This is a genomic window from Streptococcus sp. LYSM12 (genome assembly GCF_004569635.1).
Lineage (GTDB): Bacteria > Bacillota > Bacilli > Lactobacillales > Streptococcaceae > Streptococcus.
In genome coordinates this window covers 1-22,578 of the sequence record NZ_SPOZ01000032.1, presented here as the reverse complement: position 1 = coordinate 22,578, position 22,578 = coordinate 1, and the positions used below count along the sequence as shown (strand labels likewise).

Here is a 22,578-nt window from a genome sequence, read left to right as displayed (position 1 = left end):
TGGAAAACAGCAGATGCTTCAGAAATACTACCAGTTTTGTCACAGTATGCGAGGACTTTTTTACGAAAATCTAGTGAATATGCCATAAAAACATGATATCACAAATGTACTGTTTTTACTTCATTTTACTATAAAATCAACGATATCCTTTCGGCATCTTGCCTAGTACTAAAAATAAACGAAATGACTATACTACCTCTAACTTCATTTCCTAGCCTACATAAGTACGAAACACCAAGCGTTCCTTGTCCACGTCCATGGTCAATACATAAGTCTGTATATCTATCTCCTTAATAAAGCCCAACATTTCTAGAGCCTGGACAAAAATATCTGGTCGCCGCTGTACAACCTTTTCTTTCCGTGCAAACTTTAATAAGAAGGTCGTCATGTACTTCATCGCATAGTCCTGATTGACATCACCCAAAAGCTGATATAAACCCTCTTGCTCCGCTGACAAAGGAAGTCGTCTAGATAATCTATAAAAATAAGATGACAAGGTCAAACGTTCCCGAACAACATCCACTTCTTCTTGAATAATCACCTTATTCGTCCTATTGGTGGTTGCTACGATAAAAGTCGCACACTTTAATTCTTCAAAAATAGGACTAGTCGTTTCCACAAAGATTTCTTGATCTGGAATCAAGTCTGCCAAGCTCGTCAGGTAAGAAAAATTATTTGAATAACGGCGATGTTGCCTGCAAATATAACCTGCCTGAATAAACCGATCTAATTGTCGATCTATATTGGAAACAGAACCAAACTCTTTTTTTATCTGCCGCAGGGTCACATCGTGATGCTGATCCAAGTACTGAATCAACTCTTGAAAGAAATTTGACTGGGTTAACTTACTGGGATGATACACTTTAATCATGACAATATTATACCATACAAAAAGAGGTTGGACAAAAAACAAGCCAACCTCATGTTGTTATACCACCACATGGGTAGCCTCATGCTGAACAAATGAATCTAGAGTAGGAGCTTCCGGGCTGCGGCTACCCTTGGAAGGACTCAAAAACAAGAACTGGATTACCATACCAAGCTATGCCTTCGTATATCCAACCGCGCTGCTGAAGAACCGCTACCTCATGTTCATCCATCGTGTAATGATGAGAGCCCGATGTAAGTCCTTGATGAAAAAGACGGTAGACCGGTCTGCTACCTCCTGAATACCAAGCCAGACCTTCATATTTCCAAAAATGTTTTTCCGTCAAAACCCTAATCTCATTCAAATCCTTAGTATAGTGATGATCTTTCAAAATTGGATTGTACAGACGATAGACAGCCTCCCCCTTCTCAGGTGCTTGCCAGGCTACGCCCTCATATTGTCCCCAGCCCATCTGGACTAAAGCATCTCTTTCTTGGAGGTCGCTAGTATAAAAATGTTCCTTGTTATTAGGATTATAGAGACGGTGCATAGGTTTAGCTATCTTAGCATCACTGTTTTCTACTATCACTTCCCAGGCAACAGCAACATCATTTACCAATAATTCAACAGGATCTGCTTTCAGTTCATCAGCAAATTTTTTTGCTTGGTTGCTATCACCACTTGGAAAACTTGGATAGATTTTCGTACTACCAGCTTTTAAGGCAGTCCAATTTCCTTGTTCATCAAAGGTAATGATGGAAGGATCTTCCACTCGTATATCAAAAGAGTGCCTCATATCTTTTAATGGGGAGTCCTGTGGACGAAGAATCTGTCCTTTTTCTCCTACTTTTAATCTCATTTTAAACGTGCCTGCTTCGAATTCAGATCCTCCTTGACTTTCAAATCTAGGAATCAGTTCATCAGCTGACACTTCTTGGAAAATGGGATATGCAGATGAAATTTCTGACATGCTAAAAGGCACATAAGCACAGCACAATAGAAGCATGCCCCTCACCAAACACTTACGAAACATAGGTTTCCTCCTTCTAATTTGCTTTAAATGCGACACCTTCATAGTTCCAGCCATAGCCTACTAATGTATTTTTTTCATTGACACTAGCTGTGTAGAAATGTTCCTTTGTTACTGGACTATATAATCTAAAAACATCTACTCCTATACCACTTTGAAAAACAGTTCCTTCATTTATCCAACCTACAGCTTGAAGCGTTTGCACTTCATTCATATCTGTCGTTAGCAAATGATCTTTGGTACCTGCATGATATAAACGATACACCGGTGCGACATCCCCTGTCTTCCATGCAATCCCTTCATCTATCCAACCATGTTTAGAAACCAACGTATTTCTTTCGTTTAAACTTGAGGTAAAATGATGCCTTTTAGATCCTCCATGATATAATCGATAAACCGGGACTGACTGTGTCGGTTCTGCATTTGTAAAGCTCACTGCACCTGAAGATGGATTAACTGAATTGATAAGGCTAAGCATACTTGGTGTTACCCTTGCCGCATGGTTCGTAACATCTTGGTAAAATCCACTATGAACACCCACAACTTCATTATCAGCATTCAAAATTGGACTACCACTTTGCCCACCTCTTGTATCAATTTTATAATTCAATTTATTTTCTAAAACATTCTCAACATTTCCAGAAGCAAACACCATTTTCCCAGGACGATCACCCGGATATCCTGCTGTTTGAGCATAATCACCAGTTTTAATATTCGTTGATAAGTTTAGGTACCCAGTTTGCGCGCCGAGTGGTTTAGAAAGCTTTATAACAGCATAATCATTTTCAGGACTTGCATTTGAAGCATATGCATCATTTATCTTGACCTGTATAGCACCACTTACTCCAAATGGTGTACTACCATCAGTTATCGCAGGAGTAACCTTAATATTTGTAAAATATTCATTCTTTGCAGAAGAATATACAACATGAGCAGAAGTCAAGACCACATCACTAGCAATCATCGTACCAGTCCCCATCAATGGAACATATCGACCTGAAGCGTCATGATAACCTATTCCTTCAACTTTTACAATCTTTGGAAAAAAACCGTTAGTAGTATCCGTAACTATAATCCTATTATCTGCTCCAAAAATTTGCTCAAATATTGCATTTCCATTTTCATCAGAATAAACCGTGAAAGGACTGAACGAAAGTGACAAAGCCAACATTGTAGCAAGTATAAGTAATTTGTTGAAGAATTTATTCATTAGCATTTTCCTCCCAAAATACATTTACAGAGATATCTCAACCTCAAATGTTGAACAATTTATTATACAGTGATGACTACTGTAAGTTTTTTTAAAAATAATAGAGACATTAAAATAGACTCAATTTCTCCCCCTACTTTCTGTCTCACTAAGAACTATCTAACTCCCTCTTGATTATCTCCCTATACGATAAATCATATGAAATCCAAATTACTCTCCACTAGGAAATTCCCCTTTCCCAATTTCATTATAAGCAATGTCCAAAAAAATGTCAACATTTTTGTAAGCGCTTTATTTATGATAAAACCACTGAAGATTGGAAATAAAACGAGTGTCAACCACTCTCATATCTTGTGTAAGGTGATGCTGTTTGAAGGTGGTGTTTACCATATAGGTGCTCAGGCTGCTACTTTACTCTATTCATCTTTGGGTTTATTGGTGCCAATTCTATCGTTCACCTATAGAACATCTCACTATCCGCCGAAGATAAATCATACAGATACAAAAAAAGTCCTATCTAATCTGCCAATAGGACTTCTCTGATTTCTTACCTTAATTCCCAAAACTTTCTGTCAACTGTGGGACAACTTGTTTTTTACGAGAAACAGCTCCTGCAAGGAAAGCATGGTTATTTTCAAGAATAAAGTTAAAAGCAGCTTCAACCTTGTCCATGTTTTGACCGATTGCTAAGATTTCTGAATTTGAGTGAATGATATCTGTAATCATCAACACAAAGTCTGAATAGCTATTTTCTGTACTTGCTTTTTCAATCGCTGCTTCGATTTCTGCTTGACGTTCCAAAACTTCTGCAATATCAACCGTATTGACCTGTGCTACGCGGACTGCATGGCCACTTAATTCAAAGGTTTTCGCATCGATGTCAATTAATTCATCTGCTGTTTTACTAGCAAGGTTGGTCCCTGCTTTCAGCATAGCAAGTCCATATTCTTCTAAGGTAACTCCAGCTAACTCTGCCAATTCTGCAGCTACTTGCAAATCACTTGCGTGAGTGGTAGGTGATTTGAGTAAAAGCGTATCTGAAATCAAACCTGACAAGAGCATGCCTGCGACTTCTTTTGGAGGAACCACACCATTTTCTTTAAAAGCACGATATACAATAGATGATGCCGATCCAACTGGCTCTAAGCGCATGTAAAGAGGATTTGCTGTCTCAAAATTTGCCACACGATGATGATCGATAACGGCAACTACTTCTACATCTTTGATATCAGCGATAGACTGTTGAAACTCATTATGGTCTGTCAAAATAACCTGCTCCACACCCTCTGCTTTTGCAGACTCTACCACGCGCGGTGCTGCTACACCAAAATAATCCAAGGCAAAAGCCGTTTCTTCATTTGGTGTACCAAGTGCCACATTTTCTGCATCTCGACCAAAGGCTTCACGCTCCAAATATGCCCAACCATAAGAAGATGCAATAGCATCTGTATCAGGATTTTGGTGACCAAAAACTAACAATTTTGACATGTATCTTACCTCTTTAAGCATTATTCATTCTATTTTAGCATATTTTTAGACACTTGCAAATCATTCTTTGCTCTCCATTTGCAAAACGTTTTCAAAAAGAGTAATATAGTAGTTAGGATAATGGAAAGGAAGCCCTTATGAAATTTACAGAATATACCTATACTCGCCCTAATTATGCCCTTGTAAAAGAGCAAATGACTGATTTAACCCAACAATTACAGGCAGCAGATTCAGCTGAAAACGCAATTAACCTTGTAAAATCCATTACAGCTATCAACTCTAGCATCGATACACAGATGAACTTGTGGCTCATCCGTCACTCTATTGATATGACTGATGAATTTTACAATGAAGAAACCAAGTTCTGGAATGAACATCTACCGCTCTTTGAAGAATTGACAACTGTTTATTACCAAGCCGTTCTTGCTTGTCCCTACCGCACAGAATTAAGTGAATTTTTACCAGAAACTTTCTTCATGCTAGCTGAAAACAAGCAAAAAATATTCTCATCTGAAGCAATTCCACTTTTCCAAAAAGAAAACGACCTCGTTGACCAGTATAATAAGCTGATTGCTGGTGCACAAATTGACTTCCAAGGACAAACCTATAACCTTGCTCAAATGGCTCCATTTGCCCAATCGACTGATCGAGAGATTCGTAAGGCAGCATCTGACGCTTCAACAGCCTACTTTGCTAGCAAGGAAGCAGACTTTGATCGTGTCTATGATGAATTGGTTAAAGTACGGACAAAGATTGCCCACACGCTTGGCTTTAAGGACTATGTGGAATACGGTTATGTTTCAATGAACCGCTTTGATTACAACCGCGACATGGTCAAAGTCTACCGTGAAGAAATTCTCAAGCATGTTGTACCAATCGTACAAAAACTACGTGAACGCCAAGCAAAACGGATTCAGGTGCCGAGTCTCAAACACTATGACTTAGCACTAGAATTCCTAGATGGAAACCCAACACCACAGGGAGATCCTGACTTTATCGTTGGCCAAGCTCAAAAAATGTACCGTGAATTGTCCGCAGAAACAGGGGAATTTTTCGACTTTATGGTCGAACATGAACTGCTTGATCTAGTCGCAAAAACAGGCAAAGATAGCGGTGGTTACTGTACCTATATTCCTGACTATAAGAGCCCATTTATCTTTTCCAATTTTAATGGAACCAGCGGGGACATTGATGTCTTAACCCATGAAGCTGGACATGCTTTCCAAGTCTATCGCTCACGCTGGATTGCAAGCCCTGAGGTTATCTGGCCAACCTATGAAACTTGCGAAATCCACTCAATGTCTATGGAATTTATGACCTGGCCTTGGATGGAAAGCTTCTTTAAAGACCAAGTGGGTAAATATAAATTCGGTCACTTAGCAAGCACACTCCTCTTCTTACCTTATGGAGTGTTGGTAGATCATTTCCAACATGAAATTTATGAACATCCAAACGTGACACCCGCAGAGCGCAAGGCAACGTGGAAACGTTTGGAAGAGCTCTACCTACCTGACCGTGATTTCTCTGAATCAGAAGCGCTCAACCGTGGTATCTTCTGGTATCGTCAAGGACACATCTTTGCAAGCCCATTCTACTACATTGACTACACCCTTGCACAGGTCTGTGCTCTCCAATTCTGGAAGCGTACGCAAGTTGACCACGACGAAAGCGCTTGGGAAGACTATCTTCGTATCTGCGATCTAGGTGGTACAAAATCTTTCCTTCAAGTCGTTGCAGCAGCAAATCTCGAATCTCCATTCAAAGAAGGTGCCCTTGCAGCAACCACCAAGGCAGCTAGCGACTGGTTGGATAGCGTAGATGATGCCTTGTTCTAAGAATGCGATGTAAACATAAAGATTAAAAGGAACCACTTATAGAAACAGGATAAAAAATCAGAGATTGTTTGTATAAGGAGGTTCTTTTCTTATGGCTAATATAGTCATTTCGTTTACTTTTAGTACTAGGCAAGGAGCTGCAAGCTGTACTAGAGTATGGCAAAGTGAGTGAACGAAATAATATAGCCGTTTCGTTTATTTTTAGTACTAGGTAACGAGTCGCAGGTAGTACTGGAGTACAGCAAGACGAGTGAACGAAGTAATAAAAATATAAACGAAACGACTATAACGAGCATCAGAAACTGCTTGAAACACTAAAAATGGGCAAGGCAACCATTATGGCTACCTTACCCATTTTTCTTTTCATTCTTACGCCGTACCAAGCAGCTAATCCAAGCATAACGAAAGTCAAATAAAACAAGAAAATAACATACCAAATAGAAATTGTAAACTGCGTCAATTCCCCCGTACACGGTTCAAATAGTCCTGATAGCTTTCCGTATCCATGAGGTTTTTAGCATTTTCAACGCGTTCCTTGGTTGGTGGTTTAGTTCCTTCAAGCGGATAGGGTCTCCCCAATTCCCGCCATTTAAATTCCCCCAAATTATGATATGGCAACACTTCAAAACGCTCAACATTGTCCAAGGTTTTGACGAATGTTCCTAATTCCATCAAATCTTCATCTCGGTCAGTTAAATTCGGCACTAAAACGTGACGAATCCAAACGGGCTTACCAATATCAGAAAGATAGCGAGCACATTCTAAAATCGCCTTATTGTTATGCCCCGTCACAAAACGGTGCTGGTCAGGATTCATTTCCTTAATGTCCAACAAGACCAAGTCTGTCACTGCCATGAGCTTAGAGTATTTCTCTAAATACTTTGGTGTACTGCGGAAAGTGAGTGCACAGGTATCCAAGGTCGTATGGATGCCCTTTTCTTTTGCCAGACTAAACAAGGCAATCAAAAAGTCAATCTGAATGGTCGCCTCCCCACCTGACACGGTAATACCACCCTCTTTTCCCCAGAATCCCTTATACCGAATGGCTTCATTTAAGACATCTTCTGCTGTCCGCTCAGTCGCAGCAGGATTGACTAAGTCCCAAGTGTCAGGATTATGGCAATACTGACAGCGCATGTGGCAGCCCTGCATAAATACCACAAAACGGATACCTGGTCCGTCTACTGCTCCGAAACTCTCAGTTGAGTGCACTAGGCCTGTTACATTTTTGTAATCTACTACTTCCATTCTCTCTTCCTCACCCCATGTTAGATTTATTATATCATAGATTTAGGAAAAGATTTGTATAAATGACTTTTGAATAGCAAATCGAAATACTCTATAACATCAAAAATAGCTATCTACTAGTGATTGGGTATAGACAGTTGGATTTTGAAAAATATTCAAAGGGGAAGCTGCTCATCCTTACACGATTGATAGACTATCAACTATAATTTAAGCCTATAAACTGTGATAGTATAGTCTTTTAGTTTACTTTTAGTACTAGGTAAGAGTACAGCAAGAAGTAATAAAAGATAAACTAAAGGACTATAACTGCTTCATAGATAGAATAGAGGCAAGTGCGAGGATAATGATAGATTTGAGTTCGCATAAACAAAAGACTAAAGCAGAGCTTAGTCTTTCTTTTCTTTTTTATCTTCTTCTACTGCAAGTTGTGTGATGAGAATTTTGAGTTTGGTTACACGACCATTTTTGACCTTGTCATTGATCATAACCAGGTGATAGCCTTGGTTGTCCACTTCATAGGCCTCTTTTTCTTCCTGACTTGGAATGGTTCCAAGACCTGTCAGATAGAAACCTGCAATCGTATCTACATCATCACTTTCTAGTTCGGTGCCAAAATACTCATTGAAATCATTCAGGGTCATATTCCCTTGAACGATATAGGTATGCTCTGCGATTTCCCGAACAAAGACTTCTGACTTATCCGTTTCATCATCGATTTCTCCGACAATTTCTTCCAGCAAATCTTCTAGAGTGACCAGCCCTGCCACACCTCCGTATTCATCGAGTAGAATGGCCATTTGATTTTGGGTATTGCGCAAGGATTTTAACAAATCATCGACAAAAATCGTTTCCGGCACAAAGAGTGGCTCTTGTAAGATACGACGAATGTTCATCTTTTCAAAGCCATTGGCAAAACCTTCTGCCAAAATCCGCTTGGTATGAATCAAACCGATGATATTATCCTTATCACCATCGTAGACAGGAATTCGCGAGAAATTCTGTTTGAGAATCTCAGCCATAATCGTTGCTGTATCTTCTTCAATATCTACCATGAACGCATCGGTACGTGGTACCATGACCTCACGAGCCATCATTTCATCTAGCGAGAAAATCCCCTGTAACATTTCAATTTCATCAGCATCTAGTGTTTCCTCGCTCTGGGTGGTCAAAATATACTCAATCTCATCGCGAGTCATCTTCTCATCTGCATCATCAAACTTCATCGGTGTTATCCGACTAATCAAATTGGTCGCGGCAGATAAGAGCCAGACAAACGGACTGACAATCTTGCCTAGAAAGATGATAACGGGTGCAGAGATTACTGCCAAATTTTCTTTCATATTCATGGCAATGCGCTTGGGATACAATTCTCCAAGGACGATGGATATAAAGGTCAATAAGGCAAGTGCAAGCCAGTAGCCACCGGTCTTAGCCGTTGCAGAATTGCCCAACCAACCAGCAAATATAGCACCTAAATCACTTGCAAGGCTCGCCCCTGACAAGATGCCGATAAAGGTAATACCAACCTGGATAGTGGACAGAAAATGATTGGGATTTTCAAGTACATTTAATAGGCGGATAAATTTTTTCTCTCCCTCTGCTGCTTTTTGTTCAACGCGGGAACGATTGAGAGAAACCAAGGCCATCTCAGAAGCTGAGAAAAAGGCATTAAGCAAAGTCAACACTAACAGTAATAAAACTTGTAAATGAATGGTCTGACTACCAGGGTCTTCCATGATATGTTTGTCTCCTATAAAAATATATAATGAAACTATTATACCACGTTTTGGGTAATCTTGTCACTCAGATATTACTAAATGACCAGAAGATAGGCATCTTGACAGAAAATCATCGATTCTAAGAGTCTGTATCCCCAGAGATAGCCACACCTGATAAGCAGCTAAAACTGAAACCTTGTACATCTATCTTCCAAGCCGTTAGTATGAAACTAATTTGCTTTGCTTGCTTTTTGCTATTCATAGGTATTCGCTATTTTATTGCACTTCAACCTTTGATTAGAGGGGAGAAACTTGACTATCCTTATCCTCCAATCTCTTTCGCAAGGCTACATTGTTATAGCCGTTTCGTTTATTTTTAGTAGGAGGCAACGAGTCGCAGGTAGTTGAAATAGTTGATAACTATTTCAAGTGACAGATAAGAAAAGTGTAACTTTTCTCAATGGTACAGTAAAACGAGTGAACGAAGTAATAAAAATATAAACGAAATGACTATAAAGCTAGTCAGTTCTTGATGTCTAGAGAGTAGCCAGAAAAAAACCTACCAATCAACCGATTGATAAGTTTCGTTGTTACCCCTTTCGAGCATAATTTATCACATCATAAGGAAGCGTATTGACGGTTTCCTTGAGGGAATAATTTTCTAAGTTATTGACATTCTGCCGCAAATACTTGGCATAACTAGTAGAAATGAGACCTTGATCTTCATATTCAAAGATAATCTTGCGTTCAAGATAATACCCCCGCATCATTTCAGCGATGTTATTGGGCTTCATCCGCGTGATAACCCGTTCAATGAAGGCACCACTACCGATAATAGCGGTCTCGCGCAAACGAGCTTCCTGCAAGAAATGAATCAAGGAATTGTTATAAATCCCTTTCAAATGCTCCAAACTCTCGACAATGACCTCGGTATTTGCCAGATAAAGCTCAGCAATGCTTTCAATCTCCTCCTTGGTCAAATGGCGCTTTTCTTTTTTGCGCCATGAGCGAAGTTTCGCTCCCAGAGTCACAATTTCATGGAGAGTAAAACGAGAAACTCGCCAAAAGACAATCCAGAAATAGGTGAAGCGAGTAGTTAGGTTACGATTGATCCGTTGCTCCATGGCTAAGAGATAGCGCTGATAGAGATGATAGGAACGATCATCAATCTTACCTTCTTCATAAGCCTGTTCCAAACCATCATTTTCAATACTGAGAATTAGGAGTTGAAGACTAGCCAAGTCCTTTCGAATGGACTTATCTTCCTGTTCTAAAATAAGATTTTCAATCCGTCCGTGATAATTATCAATAGCCGCATAGAGTGGTCCCTTGACTTTGGTATGGGCTAAATCTGCCTCTAACTCAATCACCACTTCATTTAAAATAGCGACATGCATCAAATAATCCTTGCTTTCTTCCTTGGTATCAGATAAATGTGGGAGCACCACTAAGCCCGACAAGAAACTGAACAAGGTCACCCCTGCTACAATAAAGAGCAGGAGCGGATATTCACGTTCTAAAGTCGCTGGAATCAAGAGAATGGTTGCAATCGACACCGTTCCCTTGACCCCTGAAAACGTCAGCAAAAGACTATCTTTCAAGGCATAGGATATTTTTTTCTTTAAACGCAGCATCCGAAAAGCATAAAAACCATAAATCATAACAAGACGAATACTGAACATCAAAAGAGTCAAGATAAGAATAGTAATCAATAGGAAGAGATTATCATAAATCGGATTGCGCAAAATTGGCTCTAAAATCATCTGCAATTCAATCCCTAGAATAATAAAGACAGAACCATTGAGCATAAAGGTCACCGTGTGCCAGACTGTATCGGTCACCGTATCCACTTGCGCTTCTAGCAAGGTGATATTTTTAAAACGACTGGCCTTAAAAATTCCTGCGACAACAACTGCGATAATCCCTGATACATGAATCTCTTCTGCTAAAAAGAAAGTCAGTAAGGGGAGGCTCAATTCTAGCAATAATTGCCCTGCAATATCAGAAGCCCGCACATTCAAGAGCAAACGGTGTAAGGTCTGATTGAGAAAAGCCGTAATAGCGCCAACCGCAAAACCACCGATAATCGAAAAGAATAAGGAAACGCCTGCTTTTTCCAAGGAAAAAGCACCCGTTATCCAAGCTGCTACTGCAACCTGAAAGGCTACTAGACCACTAGCATCATTCAGTAGGCCCTCTCCCTTTAAAATACTTTCTACCCGCTTAGCAAAGGTAAAACGTTCGGATAAAGAAGCAAAAGCTACCAAATCTGTCGGACCTAGGGCAGCCCCCGCCGCTAAACAAGCAGCTAGTGGAAGAACACCCCATAAGACATGCGCCATATAACCAATGCTCCAGGTTGAAATAAAAATTACAGGGAAGATTAGAAACAAAATAATCCGCCAGTAACGCAAAATGCTAGTCACATCACTTTCTTCCGCTTCGCGAAACAAGAGCGGACCAATAACCAAGGCCAGAAAAGCCTCCGTATCCAAGTGAAATTGTCCCTGTGGTAAACACCATCCCAATAAAACCCCTGAAACAATCTGTAGGAGGGGCAAGGGGAGGCGGGGAAATAATTTGTTAGTTGCATTGGAAGCAATCAGAACCAGTAAAAATATAATTAGATAAAGAAGTACTGTCATCCATTACCTCCTTATTTTTCATTGCAACACTTCTCAAACAAGAGCCGTTGCTCAGAAATCTTCTCATCAATCTTAGACAAATCCCGATGCTCAATCTGCTTCTGGCAGCGCTCCATTTCAAGACTGACCAATTTCTGTTTGATTTTGATCATTTTTTTGCTCATATGCGCATCATCAAACTGTCTGGCTAACTGTTCACCTGCGTTAGAATCAATGTACTTGCTTCTGAGCCCCGCTAATTTTTCCTGTAAATATTTTTTATCCATGGTTGTAGTCCTTTATCTTTTCAAGCATTACTAAAAATGGAGGATGGTTCATTTGATTAAGGGTGCGATAGATGGTTGCAGTAAATTCCCGTTGAGAAAGCCTACTGACAAAATCCAGCACTGCATCGCGCTCTACCGCTCCTCCTGTATGGCCATAATAAATCATGACCGCAATCCGACCACCTGGCACCAGACGCTGACACAGTTTTTCAAGCGCAAGCAGGGTCGTCTGAGGCTGAGTCACCACGGACTTGTCTGCATTGGGGAGATAGCCTAGGTTAAAAATCCCAGCTTTGACCTCCTCTACGTAAGCATCCAGTCGCTCATGTCCTGTTAAGAGCAATTCAACATTACTAAGTCCGGCCTTTTCCAAGCGTTCACGTGTTTGCTCAAGCGCCTGTTCTTGAATATCAAAAGCGACGACTTTTTTAGCCCTCTCAGCAAGGAACAAGGTATCGTGACCATTTCCCATAGTCGCATCAACCACGACATCTTCCTTGGTCATGATTTCTGCCAAAAATTGATGAGCCATTTCTAAAGGTCTTAACATGTAAATTTCTGCTCCTTTGCCTTGCAACCTTGCACGCTCCCACGGCGACGCATTTCATCTTCAATCGCATTAAGTACTTCCCATTTATTGAGGCTCCACATGGGGCCAATCAACATATCACGTGGTGCATCTCCTGTGATTCGATGGATAACAATGTGTTTGGGAATAATCTCCAGCTGATCACAAATAATCGTAACATACTCTTCTTGGCTGAGTAGCTGTAGACGCCCTTCATGATAATCCCGTTGCATACGCGTATTGGTCATCAGATGTAGCAGGTGTAATTTAATGCCTTGAATATCATTGTCTGTCACGCAACGTCGGACGTTTTCTAGCATCATCTCATGCGTTTCACCAGGCAAGCCATTAATTAAATGAGAAACAATTTCAATCTTGGGAAACTTTCGCAAACGTTTCACACTTTCGACATACAACTCATAGGAATGAGCTCTGTTAATCCAATCCGAAGTTTCTTCAAAGGTTGTCTGCAGGCCCAATTCTACTGTTACATGCATACGCTCAGATAACTCCGCCAAATAAGCAATTATTTCATCTGGCAGGCAGTCTGGACGAGTTCCGATATTGACACCAACTACTCCCGGCTCGTTAATAGCTTGCTCATATCGCTCTCGAATCACTTCAACCTTGTCATGGGTATTGGTAAAATTCTGGAAATAGACCAAGTATTTTCTCACCTCAGGCCACTTACGGTGCATAAAGTCAATCTCCTTGTAAAACTGCTCCCGAATCGGCGCATCAGGTGCGACAATAGCATCACCAGAACCCGACACCGTACAAAAAGTACAGCCTCCCTTGGCTACTGTACCATCACGATTGGGACAGTCAAAACCTGCATCAATCGGTACTTTAAAGATCTTTTCCCCAAATAATTTCCGATAATAATCATTCAGCGCATTATAAGATTTCATTCTCCTATTCTACCATATTTCAAGAGCTCCAGTAGTGAAAAATTTTATCATTCTAATTATTTTTTCAATTATTTTCGAATAAATAAGTATGAAAACTATTTTATTTATTTTTTTAGGAGCCTCCCTTGGCTCATTCCTCGGTCTAATCATTGACCGCTTTCCCGACGAATCCTTGCTCTTTCCTGCTAGCCATTGCAATCATTGCAAACAGCTACTAAAATGGTGGAACATGATTCCGATTCTGTCTCAACTAATTCTGCTCTCCAAATGCTGCTATTGTAAGGCTAAAATCCCTTACTGGTATTTAGGACTAGAGCTGGTTTCTGCTGGACTGATGCTACTGCTTGCCCATAGCATCATCTCCACGTTGCAATGCTCTCTTATCTTTGCTGGGCTAGTATTGACCATTTATGATATTAAGCACCAAGAATATCCGCTTATGGTCTGGCTGTCATTTACTGTTCTAGCCCTGCTGCTCTCAAATCTCAACTGGATTTTTTGTGGCTTCATAGTCCTTGGAATACTCGCTGAAACCTACAAACTCAATATTGGATCAGGCGACTTCTTCTACCTGGCTAGTCTGTCGCTTCTCTTTTCCTTGTCTGAACTGCTCTGGATTATCCAACTAGCTAGCCTAGTAGGTCTGTTCATTTTCTTTGTTTTCAAACCCAAATCACTCGCCTACGTCCCCTGCCTCTTTCTGGCAAGTCTAATTGTTCAGTTATTCTAGTTTTCTCCATTCCCTCATCTTCAAATCTGTTTTTCCCAGATTTCTATTTCTTATAGTCATGTCGTTTGCTTTTAATACTAGGCAAGGAGCTGCAGGCTGTACTAGAGTACGGAAAAGCGAGTGAACGAAGTCATGAAAGAGAAACGAAATGACTGTACCAAAAAGACAAAACTTGAATACACCTCTCTTGCCACATAAAACAATGTTCGCTCACTTGTACAGTTTTAGGCGGAGGAAAATCTGGATTTTGGCGGGATTGGTCTTCCCTTTCTTCCTCGTTTTGAAAAAATAAGACACAGCTCTATCTAACTAGCACTCCTACTATCGGGATTTTTTGGAAGGAAACTATCTACCGGAGTAACGTCGAGTGATAACTCATAAGCTCGCCAAAAAACATCTTATAGTCTTTTAGTTTGCTTTTAGTACTAGGCAAGGAGCTGCAGGCTGTACTAGAGTACGGCAAAGTGAGTTAAATGAGTTAAAAAAGATAAACGAAACGACTATATAAAATAATCTCAACCTGTAGGCTACAAGCTAGGGAAGAAATATCCACCGAAATAACATCAAGCGATAACCCGTAAGCTTAGAAAAACAATCCACTGGACTGTTTTTTTATGCTATACTATAGTAACAGGAGGAGAATAAGATGAACATTTATTCTGACGATAGTTTAACCTTGCATACAGATTTGTATCAAATCAATATGGCTCAAGTGTATTTTGAGCAAGGGATTCATAATAAACATGCAGTATTTGAGGTCTATTTTAGAAAGCTTCCTTTTCATAATGGCTATGCAGTATTTGCTGGTTTGGAGCGCATTGTTCGCTATCTGTCAAACCTTTCATTTACCCAGGCAGATCTAGACTATCTGCGCGAACTCGGATACCCAGAAAACTTTCTGAACTATTTGGACCAGTTAGAATTTTCTTTAACTGTCCGCTCTGCTAAAGAGGGGGATTTGGTCTTTGCAAATGAACCCATCATGCAAATTGAAGGACCTCTTGCCCAATGTCAGCTGGTCGAAACAGCCATTTTAAATATCGTCAACTATCAAACCTTGATTGCCACAAAGGCTAGACGGATTAAGGCGATTTTAGAAGATGAAGCACTCCTTGAATTTGGAACTCGGCGTGCTCAGGAGATGGATGCTGCAATCTGGGGAACACGCGCAGCCTTTATCGGTGGCGCTAGCGCCACCTCAAATGTCCGTGCTGGAAAAATTTTTGGTATTCCAGTCGCGGGTACCCATGCCCATGCCCTGGTACAGACCTACGGTAATGATTACGATTCTTTCAAAGCCTACGCATCTACACATAAAAATTGCGTTTTCCTCGTCGATACCTACGATACCCTAAGACTCGGTGTTCCTGCTGCTATTCGGGTTGCAAATGAATTTGGGGATAGCATTAACTTCCTCGGAGTTCGTATTGACTCAGGTGATATGGCCTATATTTCCAAAAAAGTTCGTCAACAACTTGACGATGCAGGTTACACAGAAGCCAAAATCTACGCTTCCAATGACCTTGATGAAAATACCATTTTAAACTTGAAAATGCAAAAGGCCAAAATTGATGTCTGGGGGGTCGGCACTAAACTCATCACTGCTTATGATCAACCAGCCCTAGGTGCTGTTTATAAGATAGTTTCCATTGAAGACGAAAAAGGACAGATGCGTGATACCATCAAACTCTCTTCCAACGTGGAAAAAGTTTCAACACCAGGGAAAAAACAAGTCTGGAGAATTACTAGTCGCGAAAAAGGGAAAACCGAAGGCGACTATGTTACTTTTGCAGACACTGATGTAACGAACATGCAATCCATTCATATGTTCCATCCAACCTACACCTATATCAACAAAACTGTGACTGATTTTGAAGCGGTTCCCCTCTTGGTAAATATTTTTGATAAGGGCAAACTCGTCTATGAATTACCAAGTCTACCAGATATTCAGATCTATGCTAATATGCAATTCGACAAACTCTGGGACGAATATAAGCGCATGCTTAATCCACAAGATTACCCAGTTGATTTGGATCAAGAGGTCTGGGATCATAAGATGAATCTGATTCAGCAAGTCCGCAATCAAGCTCGGTTAACCCCAAAGGAGAAAGCATGAACTTACAAGAAACGATTATCAACCAATTAGGTGTCAAACCTGTCATCAAGCCCCAGGAAGAAATCCGTAAATCTATTGATTTTTTGAAAGACTACCTCAAAAAACACCCATTTTTAAAAAGTTACGTTTTAGGCATTTCCGGCGGTCAAGACTCGACCCTCGCAGGTCGTTTGGCACAACTCGCTATTGAAGAAATGAGGACTGAAACAGGAGATGACACCTACCAATTCATCGCCGTCCGCCTGCCTTATGGTATTCAGGCAGATGAAAAAGATGCCCAAGCAGCCCTTGCCTTTATCAAGCCTGATGTCAGTCTGGTCGTCAATATCAAAGAGAGCGTGGACGCCATGACCATGGCTGTCAAGGCCACTACAACCAACATTTCTGATTTTAACAAGGGAAATATCAAGGCGCGCAGTCGCATGATTGCCCAGTATGCCCTTGCAGGAAGCTACTCTGGTGCAGTTATTGGAACAGACCATGCAGCTGAAAACATCACAGGATTTTTCACCAAGTTCGGTGACGGTGGTGCAGACATCCTGCCGCTTTTTCGCCTCAACAAACGCCAGGGGAAAACTCTCTTAGCAGAACTTGGAGCAGACAAGAGCCTTTATGAAAAGATTCCCACCGCTGATTTAGAAGAAGATAGACCAGGACTTGCAGATGAGGTTGCACTCGGTGTGACTTACGACAACATTGATGACTACCTTGAGGGCAAGACGATTAATCCACAAGCTCAGACAATTATTGAAAATTGGTGGAAAAAAACCGAACACAAACGTCATCTACCAATTACTATCTTCGATGATTTTTGGAAATAAGACAAAGAAGCTGGCTCATTCCAGCTTTTTTATAGCCGTTTCGTTTACTTTTAGTACTAGGCAACGAGTCGCAGGCTGTACTTAGAGTATGCAAAGAGAGTTAACGAAGGAATAAAAGATAAACGAAATGACTATATAAGAATAGCGAGGCTAACCTCCGCTAAAAACTGACATTCAGCAAGGAGAGCAAACCTCAGTTCTGGTCTACTACTAACTGAAAATGCACAGACTATCCCAGAACAAGCGCACAAAAGCTTTTTAAAGTGAAAAGTAGGGTTTCTACATTTCAACATTACATCCTTATTTTCTAACAAGTGGAACACTGTATCTAGCTTTTCTATAAAAACACCTCTTATAAGCTGGCTGTTTCCTTAAAAAGGTTCGGGAATTGTAAGTTCATGCCTTGGTTATAAGCCCTTTTCAGTCCATGCTTGAAGATTTTCCAAAAAGGTCTATAATAGGTCTTATAGAAAAGGAGAATCCTATGAACTCATTACATCAATCATTAACAGATCAATTTTTTGCCGACTATGAAGCCAACCAGCAATTTGCGGCTATGGAAAATACAGTGTCCCACAATGGTATCTATGCTTCTCTTGAGAAACGTAGTAGCAGCGTGGAAAATAATCCCGTGTTCTCCATTGATTTAACCAAAGATAAGGTCAGCAACCAAAAAGCTTCTGGCCGTTGCTGGATGTTTGCAGCTCTAAATACGTTCCGCCACAAAATGATTGCGGGCTTTCAGTTGGAAAATTTTGAACTCTCTCAGGCTCATACTTTCTTCTGGGATAAATATGAAAAATCCAACTGGTTCTTAGAGCAAATCCTTGCAACTGCTGATCAAGAATTAACCAGTCGCAAGGTCAAATTTCTCTTAGATGTTCCCCAACAAGATGGGGGACAATGGGATATGGTCGTGTCCCTCTTTGAAAAATATGGGGTTGTACCGAAGTCCATCTATCCAGAGTCCCTCTCCTCCAGTAATAGTCGTGAACTCAATGCTGTTTTAAATAAATTGCTCCGTCAAGATGCACAGATTTTGCGTGAATTGGTAGCACAAGGACAAACACCAGAAAACATTCAGACGAAAAAGGAAGAGCTATTGCAAGAGATCTTTAACTTCCTTGCTATGTCACTGGGATTACCACCGCGCACCTTTGACTTTGCTTACCGTGATAAAGACAATAACTACCATAGTGAAACAAACTTAACTCCACAGGAATTTTACAAGAAATACGTAGATATTCAACTAGATGATTATGTATCTATTATCCATGCACCTACTGCCGATAAACCTTATGGCAAGTCTTATACCGTTGAGATGCTCGGAAATGTAGTCGGTAGTCGCCCTGTTCGTTACCTCAATGTTGAAATGGATCGCTTGAAAGAACTCGCCATTGTCCAAATGCAAGCAGGTGAAACAGTTTGGTTTGGTTCTGATGTAGGACAATCTAGCAATCGTAAGACAGGTGTCATGGTAGAGGGCATGTACGACTTCGCCTCTAGCATGAACATTACCTTTCACCAAGACAAGGCAGGACGTCTCGATTATAGCGAAAGTCTGATGACCCACGCCATGGTCTTAACTGGCGTAGATCTTGATGAAAATGGTCACGCTCTCAAATGGAAAGTTGAAAATTCCTGGGGAGATAAGGTTGGAGACAAGGGCTACTTTGTTGCAAGCGATAGCTGGATGGACGAATACACCTATCAAATCGTTGTTAGAAAAGACTTTTTGACAGAAGAAGAACTCGCCGCCTATCAGGCTGAACCAATTGTGCTTGCACCATGGGATCCAATGGGAGCCTTAGCTAGCCAAATTTAGGATACAAAGAAATCCAGAGCAAGATAAAAATAGGCGGCCGAACAGAAGTTGATTGCAACTTCGTTGTGAGACCCCTGCGAGGATAGCTAGGAGAGTCCCAAACGAAAGTGCAGGGAATTACCAGATAGCTACCGCTATGCGGCCGAACAGAAGTTGATTGCAACTTCGTTGTGAGACCCTCACAAAGGCAAAAGAGGGAGCAAACGACAGAAGAAATCGATTTTTGATGCGTATACATTCTAAACTTAACTGACGTTAGGCAGGTGTAGTGGCAAAATAATATAGTCTTTTAGTTTCCTTTTAGTACTAGGCAAGGAGCTGCAGGCTGTACTGGAGTACGGCAAAGCGAGTGAACGAAGGAATAAAAGATAAACGAAATGACTATACTAAATGATTGCACAAAAAGAGGTTGGTAGCTCTACCAACCTCTTTTTTGGTTCAATATTCTCTCATTCTTTGCAAAGGTCTTCTTCCACAGGCGATAGGTGAAATAGGCAAGTAAACCTCCTAGGGTGTTGGTCCAGAGGTCATCAACTTCAAAAATACGACCTACATCAAAGAGGAAATCTAGCAGAAGCTGACTACATTCAATGAATAAACTAATTAAAAAGCTATAACGGATAACTACTCGAAAGTTCTGCCATTTTCTAAACAGAAACACAAAGGCTAAGACAAGGGGATAGAGAAGAAAAATATTGGTCAAATTCTGAAGTAAGATCATCCACCAATCTACTAAACTATCGAGCTTATGAGCATTGACAACACTATTAAACGGGACCAAAAGGAGATAGAATCTGCCAATTTGGACAATGCCTGGTGTTGAAAACATCTTGTACTGAGGATAGATGCTTTGTGGTAGAAAGCAGATGCAGCAGATTGCAAGAACATAGAGCCATACCAATACTAGAACTATTCGCCGACCAAGCTGGGTCAATTCACCATTTCTTTGGAAAAGGTATTTCATACCTTTATACCGGCCTTTGCCTTAGCTGCCGCAATGCGAATACGTGCTGATTCACGGTCTTTTTTCATGGTGTTAGAACGCAACTGACCGCATGCTGCATCAATATCTGTCCCATGTTCTTGACGAACAACACAGTTAACACCATTTTTCTTGAGTCGATCATAGAAAGTAGCCACACGTTCTGGCGTGGAGCGACTGTACTGATCATGCTCACTCACAGGGTTGTAAGGAATCAGATTAACATAGGATAGCTTACGGATATTCTTGGTCAGATTCGCCAATTCTTGAGCTTGTTCTACACCGTCATTGACTTCGTTAAGCATAATATACTCAAAAGTAACGCGACGATTGGTTGTTTCAATATAGTCTTCAATCGCTTCAAACAAGACCTCAATTGGAAATTTACGATTGATACGCATGATGCTTGAACGAATGGTATTATTTGGTGCATGGAGGGAAACCGCCAAATTAACCTGCACACCCTCTCTCGCAAATTCACGGATTTTCGGTGCCAAACCAGAGGTTGAAACGGTAATGTGACGAGCCCCAATCGCCATTCCCTTGTCATCGTTGATAATCCGCAGGAAATTGAGGACATTGTCATAGTTATCAAAAGGCTCGCCAATCCCCATCACTACGATATGGCTGACACGTTCTCCTTGATTACGGTCATCAAAATACTTCTGAACCAACATAATCTGTGCCATAATCTCACCGCTATTCAAATCCCGCTGCTTGCGAATCAAACCAGAGGCACAGAAAGTACAGCCAATATTACAGCCGACCTGGGTCGTGACGCAGACAGACAAACCATAATGCTGCCGCATCAAAACGGTTTCTATCAACATTCCATCGGGCAGCTCAAAAAGATATTTGACTGTTCCGTCTTTTGACTCTTGCACAATACGTTGCTGGAGAGGATTGACAACAAAGTACTCATTGAGCTTCGCAATCAAGTCCTTGGAAAGATTCGTCATTTCCTCAAATGTCTGTACACGCTGGCGATAGAGCCATTCCCAAATCTGAGTTGCTCGAAATTTCTTTTCATCTTGCTCCAATACCCAGTCTATCAAATCAGTACGACTAAGGCTATAAATTGATGGTTTCATAGGTCTCCTACTTTTGGCGAATCACAAAGCTACGGTTGCTTTCTTGTGGCTCACGCTGGTTCTTTTTCTTGTTTTGTTTTTTATTGCGTTCTGGTTTATTTTTCTGTTGCAAACGCTGATGATTCTTCTCACCTTTTTCTTTTACGGTAAATGAACGCTGTGGCTTACGGTTGCTGCGACTACGGCGCTTGCGGTGTGGTCGTTCTTCCACTTCCATGAGCGGTTCCTGCGGTCGATCATTGCCTAATACAAAGTAGGCGCAACCGAAATTACAAAACTCCGTCAAATAATCATCTAAACGGCTAATCTTCAGATCAGACTTAACCACCCTCTCATCCTTATAAAAGCCTTTCAATCGGAGTTGTTCATTGCCCCAATCTCCCACAATGTAGTCAAATTTTAGCATAAGGGGAGAAAAACGTTGTCCAAAGGCAGTCTGATCAAAAGCATCACGGTAGTCTTCTAAGAGATCTAATTCAATCGTTTCTGCGACCACCTTATCCCCAACACGGGCAAAACTAGGCCCAGGAAATTTATTATAATTGTACAATTCAGGTGCGACTTCCTTTTTCATCACTCCTCCTTTTCTATTTAACCCTATTATTATAACACGGTTTAGCATCATATTGATAGGGTGAAAGTTATAGAATAGAAATTTCAGAACATTCTCATATTCAATGATACTCAAACCATTCTATGTGAATGGTTTCTGAACTAATGCAGACGTTTGAGGGGCTAATAACCTATAAAATCAATATGTAACTAGCTTTCACAGCTCAGAATTATAGCCGTTTCGTTTCTTTTTAGTACTAGGTAACGAGTCGCAGGTAGTACTGGAGTACAGCAAGACGAGTGAACGAAGTAATAAAAAATATAAACGAAATGACTATATAAAAAAATCGCCAGGCTAGCCTCCTCTAAACCAACAATAAAACGAATCTTATCTCGTATTTTTACATTGCCCGCTTTACGACTTTTGTCATCTGTGCAAGGTGAGCGAACGATGCCAGTCTTTGATGTTTGACGAGAGTGACAAGTCTTCCACCACTGACCAAACGGGGAGTTGAGACGTTTGACAACTATCAAAAAGAGCCTCTTATGAACCGCACCCCAAAAGTTAGACAGAAAAAATCTAACTTTTGGGGTGTTATTTTTATGAAATTGAGTTATGAAGATAAAGTCAACATTTATGAGCTACGGCAGAATGGTGAAACAATTAAGTCTTT

20 protein-coding genes are annotated in these 22,578 nt (G+C 40.7%); 6 read left to right on the top strand and 14 right to left on the bottom strand.

Translation table 11 applies throughout. The features are described from left to right. The 4 genes from E4T79_RS09575 to E4T79_RS09560 all read right to left on the bottom strand — a co-directional run. A partial coding sequence (locus E4T79_RS09575; protein WP_135028820.1) for an IS630 transposase-related protein occupies positions 1–86 on the bottom strand: 86 nt, incomplete at its 3' end. A 125-nt stretch (positions 87–211) separates the two neighbouring features. Next, positions 212–871 (bottom strand): DUF1803 domain-containing protein, encoded by a 660-nt coding sequence (locus E4T79_RS09570; protein ID WP_135029783.1) that lies wholly within the window; start codon positions 869–871, stop codon positions 212–214. Between the two features lie 124 nt (positions 872–995). After that, positions 996–1,901 carry a hypothetical protein gene (locus E4T79_RS09565; RefSeq protein ID WP_135029781.1) on the bottom strand — a complete coding sequence of 302 codons (906 nt, stop codon included), beginning with the start codon at positions 1,899–1,901 and terminating at the stop codon, positions 996–998. A gap of 13 nt (positions 1,902–1,914) precedes the next feature. Next, positions 1,915–3,108, bottom strand: coding sequence for a trypsin-like peptidase domain-containing protein (locus E4T79_RS09560; protein WP_167752672.1), 1,194 nt, complete (start codon positions 3,106–3,108; stop codon positions 1,915–1,917). Positions 3,109–3,405: 297 nt separating this feature from the next. Between E4T79_RS09560 and E4T79_RS11130 the strand changes: the two genes are divergently transcribed. Beyond that, positions 3,406–3,651: a hypothetical protein gene (locus E4T79_RS11130; protein ID WP_167752671.1), complete on the top strand. Its 246-nt coding sequence runs from the start codon at positions 3,406–3,408 to the stop codon at positions 3,649–3,651. A 9-nt stretch (positions 3,652–3,660) separates the two neighbouring features. On the opposite strand, the gene E4T79_RS09555 is transcribed toward E4T79_RS11130, so the two are convergent. After that, the gene (locus tag E4T79_RS09555) at positions 3,661–4,596 is read right to left on the bottom strand and encodes a manganese-dependent inorganic pyrophosphatase (protein ID WP_135029777.1); all 936 of its coding nucleotides are present in this window, start codon (positions 4,594–4,596) and stop codon (positions 3,661–3,663) included. Positions 4,597–4,733: 137 nt separating this feature from the next. On the opposite strand from E4T79_RS09555, the gene E4T79_RS09550 reads away from it, so the two are divergent. Next, entirely contained in the window at positions 4,734–6,431 is a 1,698-nt protein-coding gene (locus E4T79_RS09550) for a M3 family oligoendopeptidase (protein ID WP_135029775.1), read from the top strand. 456 nt (positions 6,432–6,887) lie between these two features. Here the strand turns inward: E4T79_RS09550 and pflA are convergent, their stop codons facing one another. The 6 genes from pflA to E4T79_RS09520 all read right to left on the bottom strand — a co-directional run bounded on the left by pflA (position 6,888) and on the right by E4T79_RS09520 (position 13,787). Further along, positions 6,888–7,679 (bottom strand): pyruvate formate-lyase-activating protein, encoded by a 792-nt coding sequence (gene pflA, locus E4T79_RS09545; RefSeq protein ID WP_135029773.1) that lies wholly within the window; start codon positions 7,677–7,679, stop codon positions 6,888–6,890. A gap of 386 nt (positions 7,680–8,065) precedes the next feature. After that, positions 8,066–9,415 carry a hemolysin family protein gene (locus E4T79_RS09540; protein WP_135029771.1) on the bottom strand — a complete coding sequence of 450 codons (1,350 nt, stop codon included), beginning with the start codon at positions 9,413–9,415 and terminating at the stop codon, positions 8,066–8,068. 572 nt (positions 9,416–9,987) lie between these two features. Further along, positions 9,988–12,042 (bottom strand): cation:proton antiporter, encoded by a 2,055-nt coding sequence (locus tag E4T79_RS09535; protein ID WP_135029768.1) that lies wholly within the window; start codon positions 12,040–12,042, stop codon positions 9,988–9,990. 11 nt (positions 12,043–12,053) lie between these two features. Continuing rightward, entirely contained in the window at positions 12,054–12,308 is a 255-nt protein-coding gene (locus tag E4T79_RS09530) for a hypothetical protein (RefSeq protein ID WP_135029766.1), read from the bottom strand. After that, positions 12,301–12,858 carry a class I SAM-dependent methyltransferase gene (locus E4T79_RS09525; RefSeq protein WP_135029764.1) on the bottom strand — a complete coding sequence of 186 codons (558 nt, stop codon included), beginning with the start codon at positions 12,856–12,858 and terminating at the stop codon, positions 12,301–12,303. The genes E4T79_RS09530 and E4T79_RS09525 overlap by 8 nt, the downstream gene beginning before the upstream one ends. Beyond that, positions 12,852–13,787 carry a TIGR01212 family radical SAM protein gene (locus tag E4T79_RS09520; protein WP_135029762.1) on the bottom strand — a complete coding sequence of 312 codons (936 nt, stop codon included), beginning with the start codon at positions 13,785–13,787 and terminating at the stop codon, positions 12,852–12,854. The genes E4T79_RS09525 and E4T79_RS09520 overlap by 7 nt, the downstream gene beginning before the upstream one ends. Positions 13,788–13,875: 88 nt before the next feature. Between E4T79_RS09520 and E4T79_RS09515 the strand changes: the two genes are divergently transcribed. From E4T79_RS09515 to pepC, 4 genes are all read left to right on the top strand, one after another. Further along, positions 13,876–14,517 carry an A24 family peptidase gene (locus E4T79_RS09515; RefSeq protein WP_135029760.1) on the top strand — a complete coding sequence of 214 codons (642 nt, stop codon included), beginning with the start codon at positions 13,876–13,878 and terminating at the stop codon, positions 14,515–14,517. 652 nt (positions 14,518–15,169) lie between these two features. Further along, entirely contained in the window at positions 15,170–16,633 is a 1,464-nt protein-coding gene (locus E4T79_RS09510) for a nicotinate phosphoribosyltransferase (RefSeq protein ID WP_167752673.1), read from the top strand. After that, positions 16,630–17,454, top strand: coding sequence for an ammonia-dependent NAD(+) synthetase (nadE, locus tag E4T79_RS09505; protein WP_135029756.1), 825 nt, complete (start codon positions 16,630–16,632; stop codon positions 17,452–17,454). Before E4T79_RS09510 ends, nadE begins: the two co-directional genes overlap by 4 nt. A gap of 484 nt (positions 17,455–17,938) precedes the next feature. Then, the gene (pepC, locus tag E4T79_RS09500) at positions 17,939–19,279 is read left to right on the top strand and encodes an aminopeptidase C (protein ID WP_135029753.1); all 1,341 of its coding nucleotides are present in this window, start codon (positions 17,939–17,941) and stop codon (positions 19,277–19,279) included. Positions 19,280–19,697: 418 nt separating this feature from the next. Here pepC and E4T79_RS09495 read toward each other — a convergent pair whose 3' ends face one another. The 3 genes from E4T79_RS09495 to E4T79_RS09485 are packed head-to-tail and all read right to left on the bottom strand — an operon-like array spanning position 19,698 to position 21,926. Then, a complete protein-coding gene (locus E4T79_RS09495) occupies positions 19,698–20,243 on the bottom strand; it encodes a VanZ family protein (protein WP_135029751.1) in 546 nt (181 codons plus the stop codon). Then, positions 20,240–21,352, bottom strand: a complete 1,113-nt coding sequence (rlmN, locus tag E4T79_RS09490; protein ID WP_135029749.1) for a 23S rRNA (adenine(2503)-C(2))-methyltransferase RlmN — start codon at positions 21,350–21,352, stop codon at positions 20,240–20,242. The genes E4T79_RS09495 and rlmN overlap by 4 nt, the downstream gene beginning before the upstream one ends. 7 nt (positions 21,353–21,359) lie before the next feature. Further along, positions 21,360–21,926 carry a YutD-like domain-containing protein gene (locus tag E4T79_RS09485; protein WP_135029747.1) on the bottom strand — a complete coding sequence of 189 codons (567 nt, stop codon included), beginning with the start codon at positions 21,924–21,926 and terminating at the stop codon, positions 21,360–21,362. Positions 21,927–22,578 lie beyond the last annotated feature (652 nt).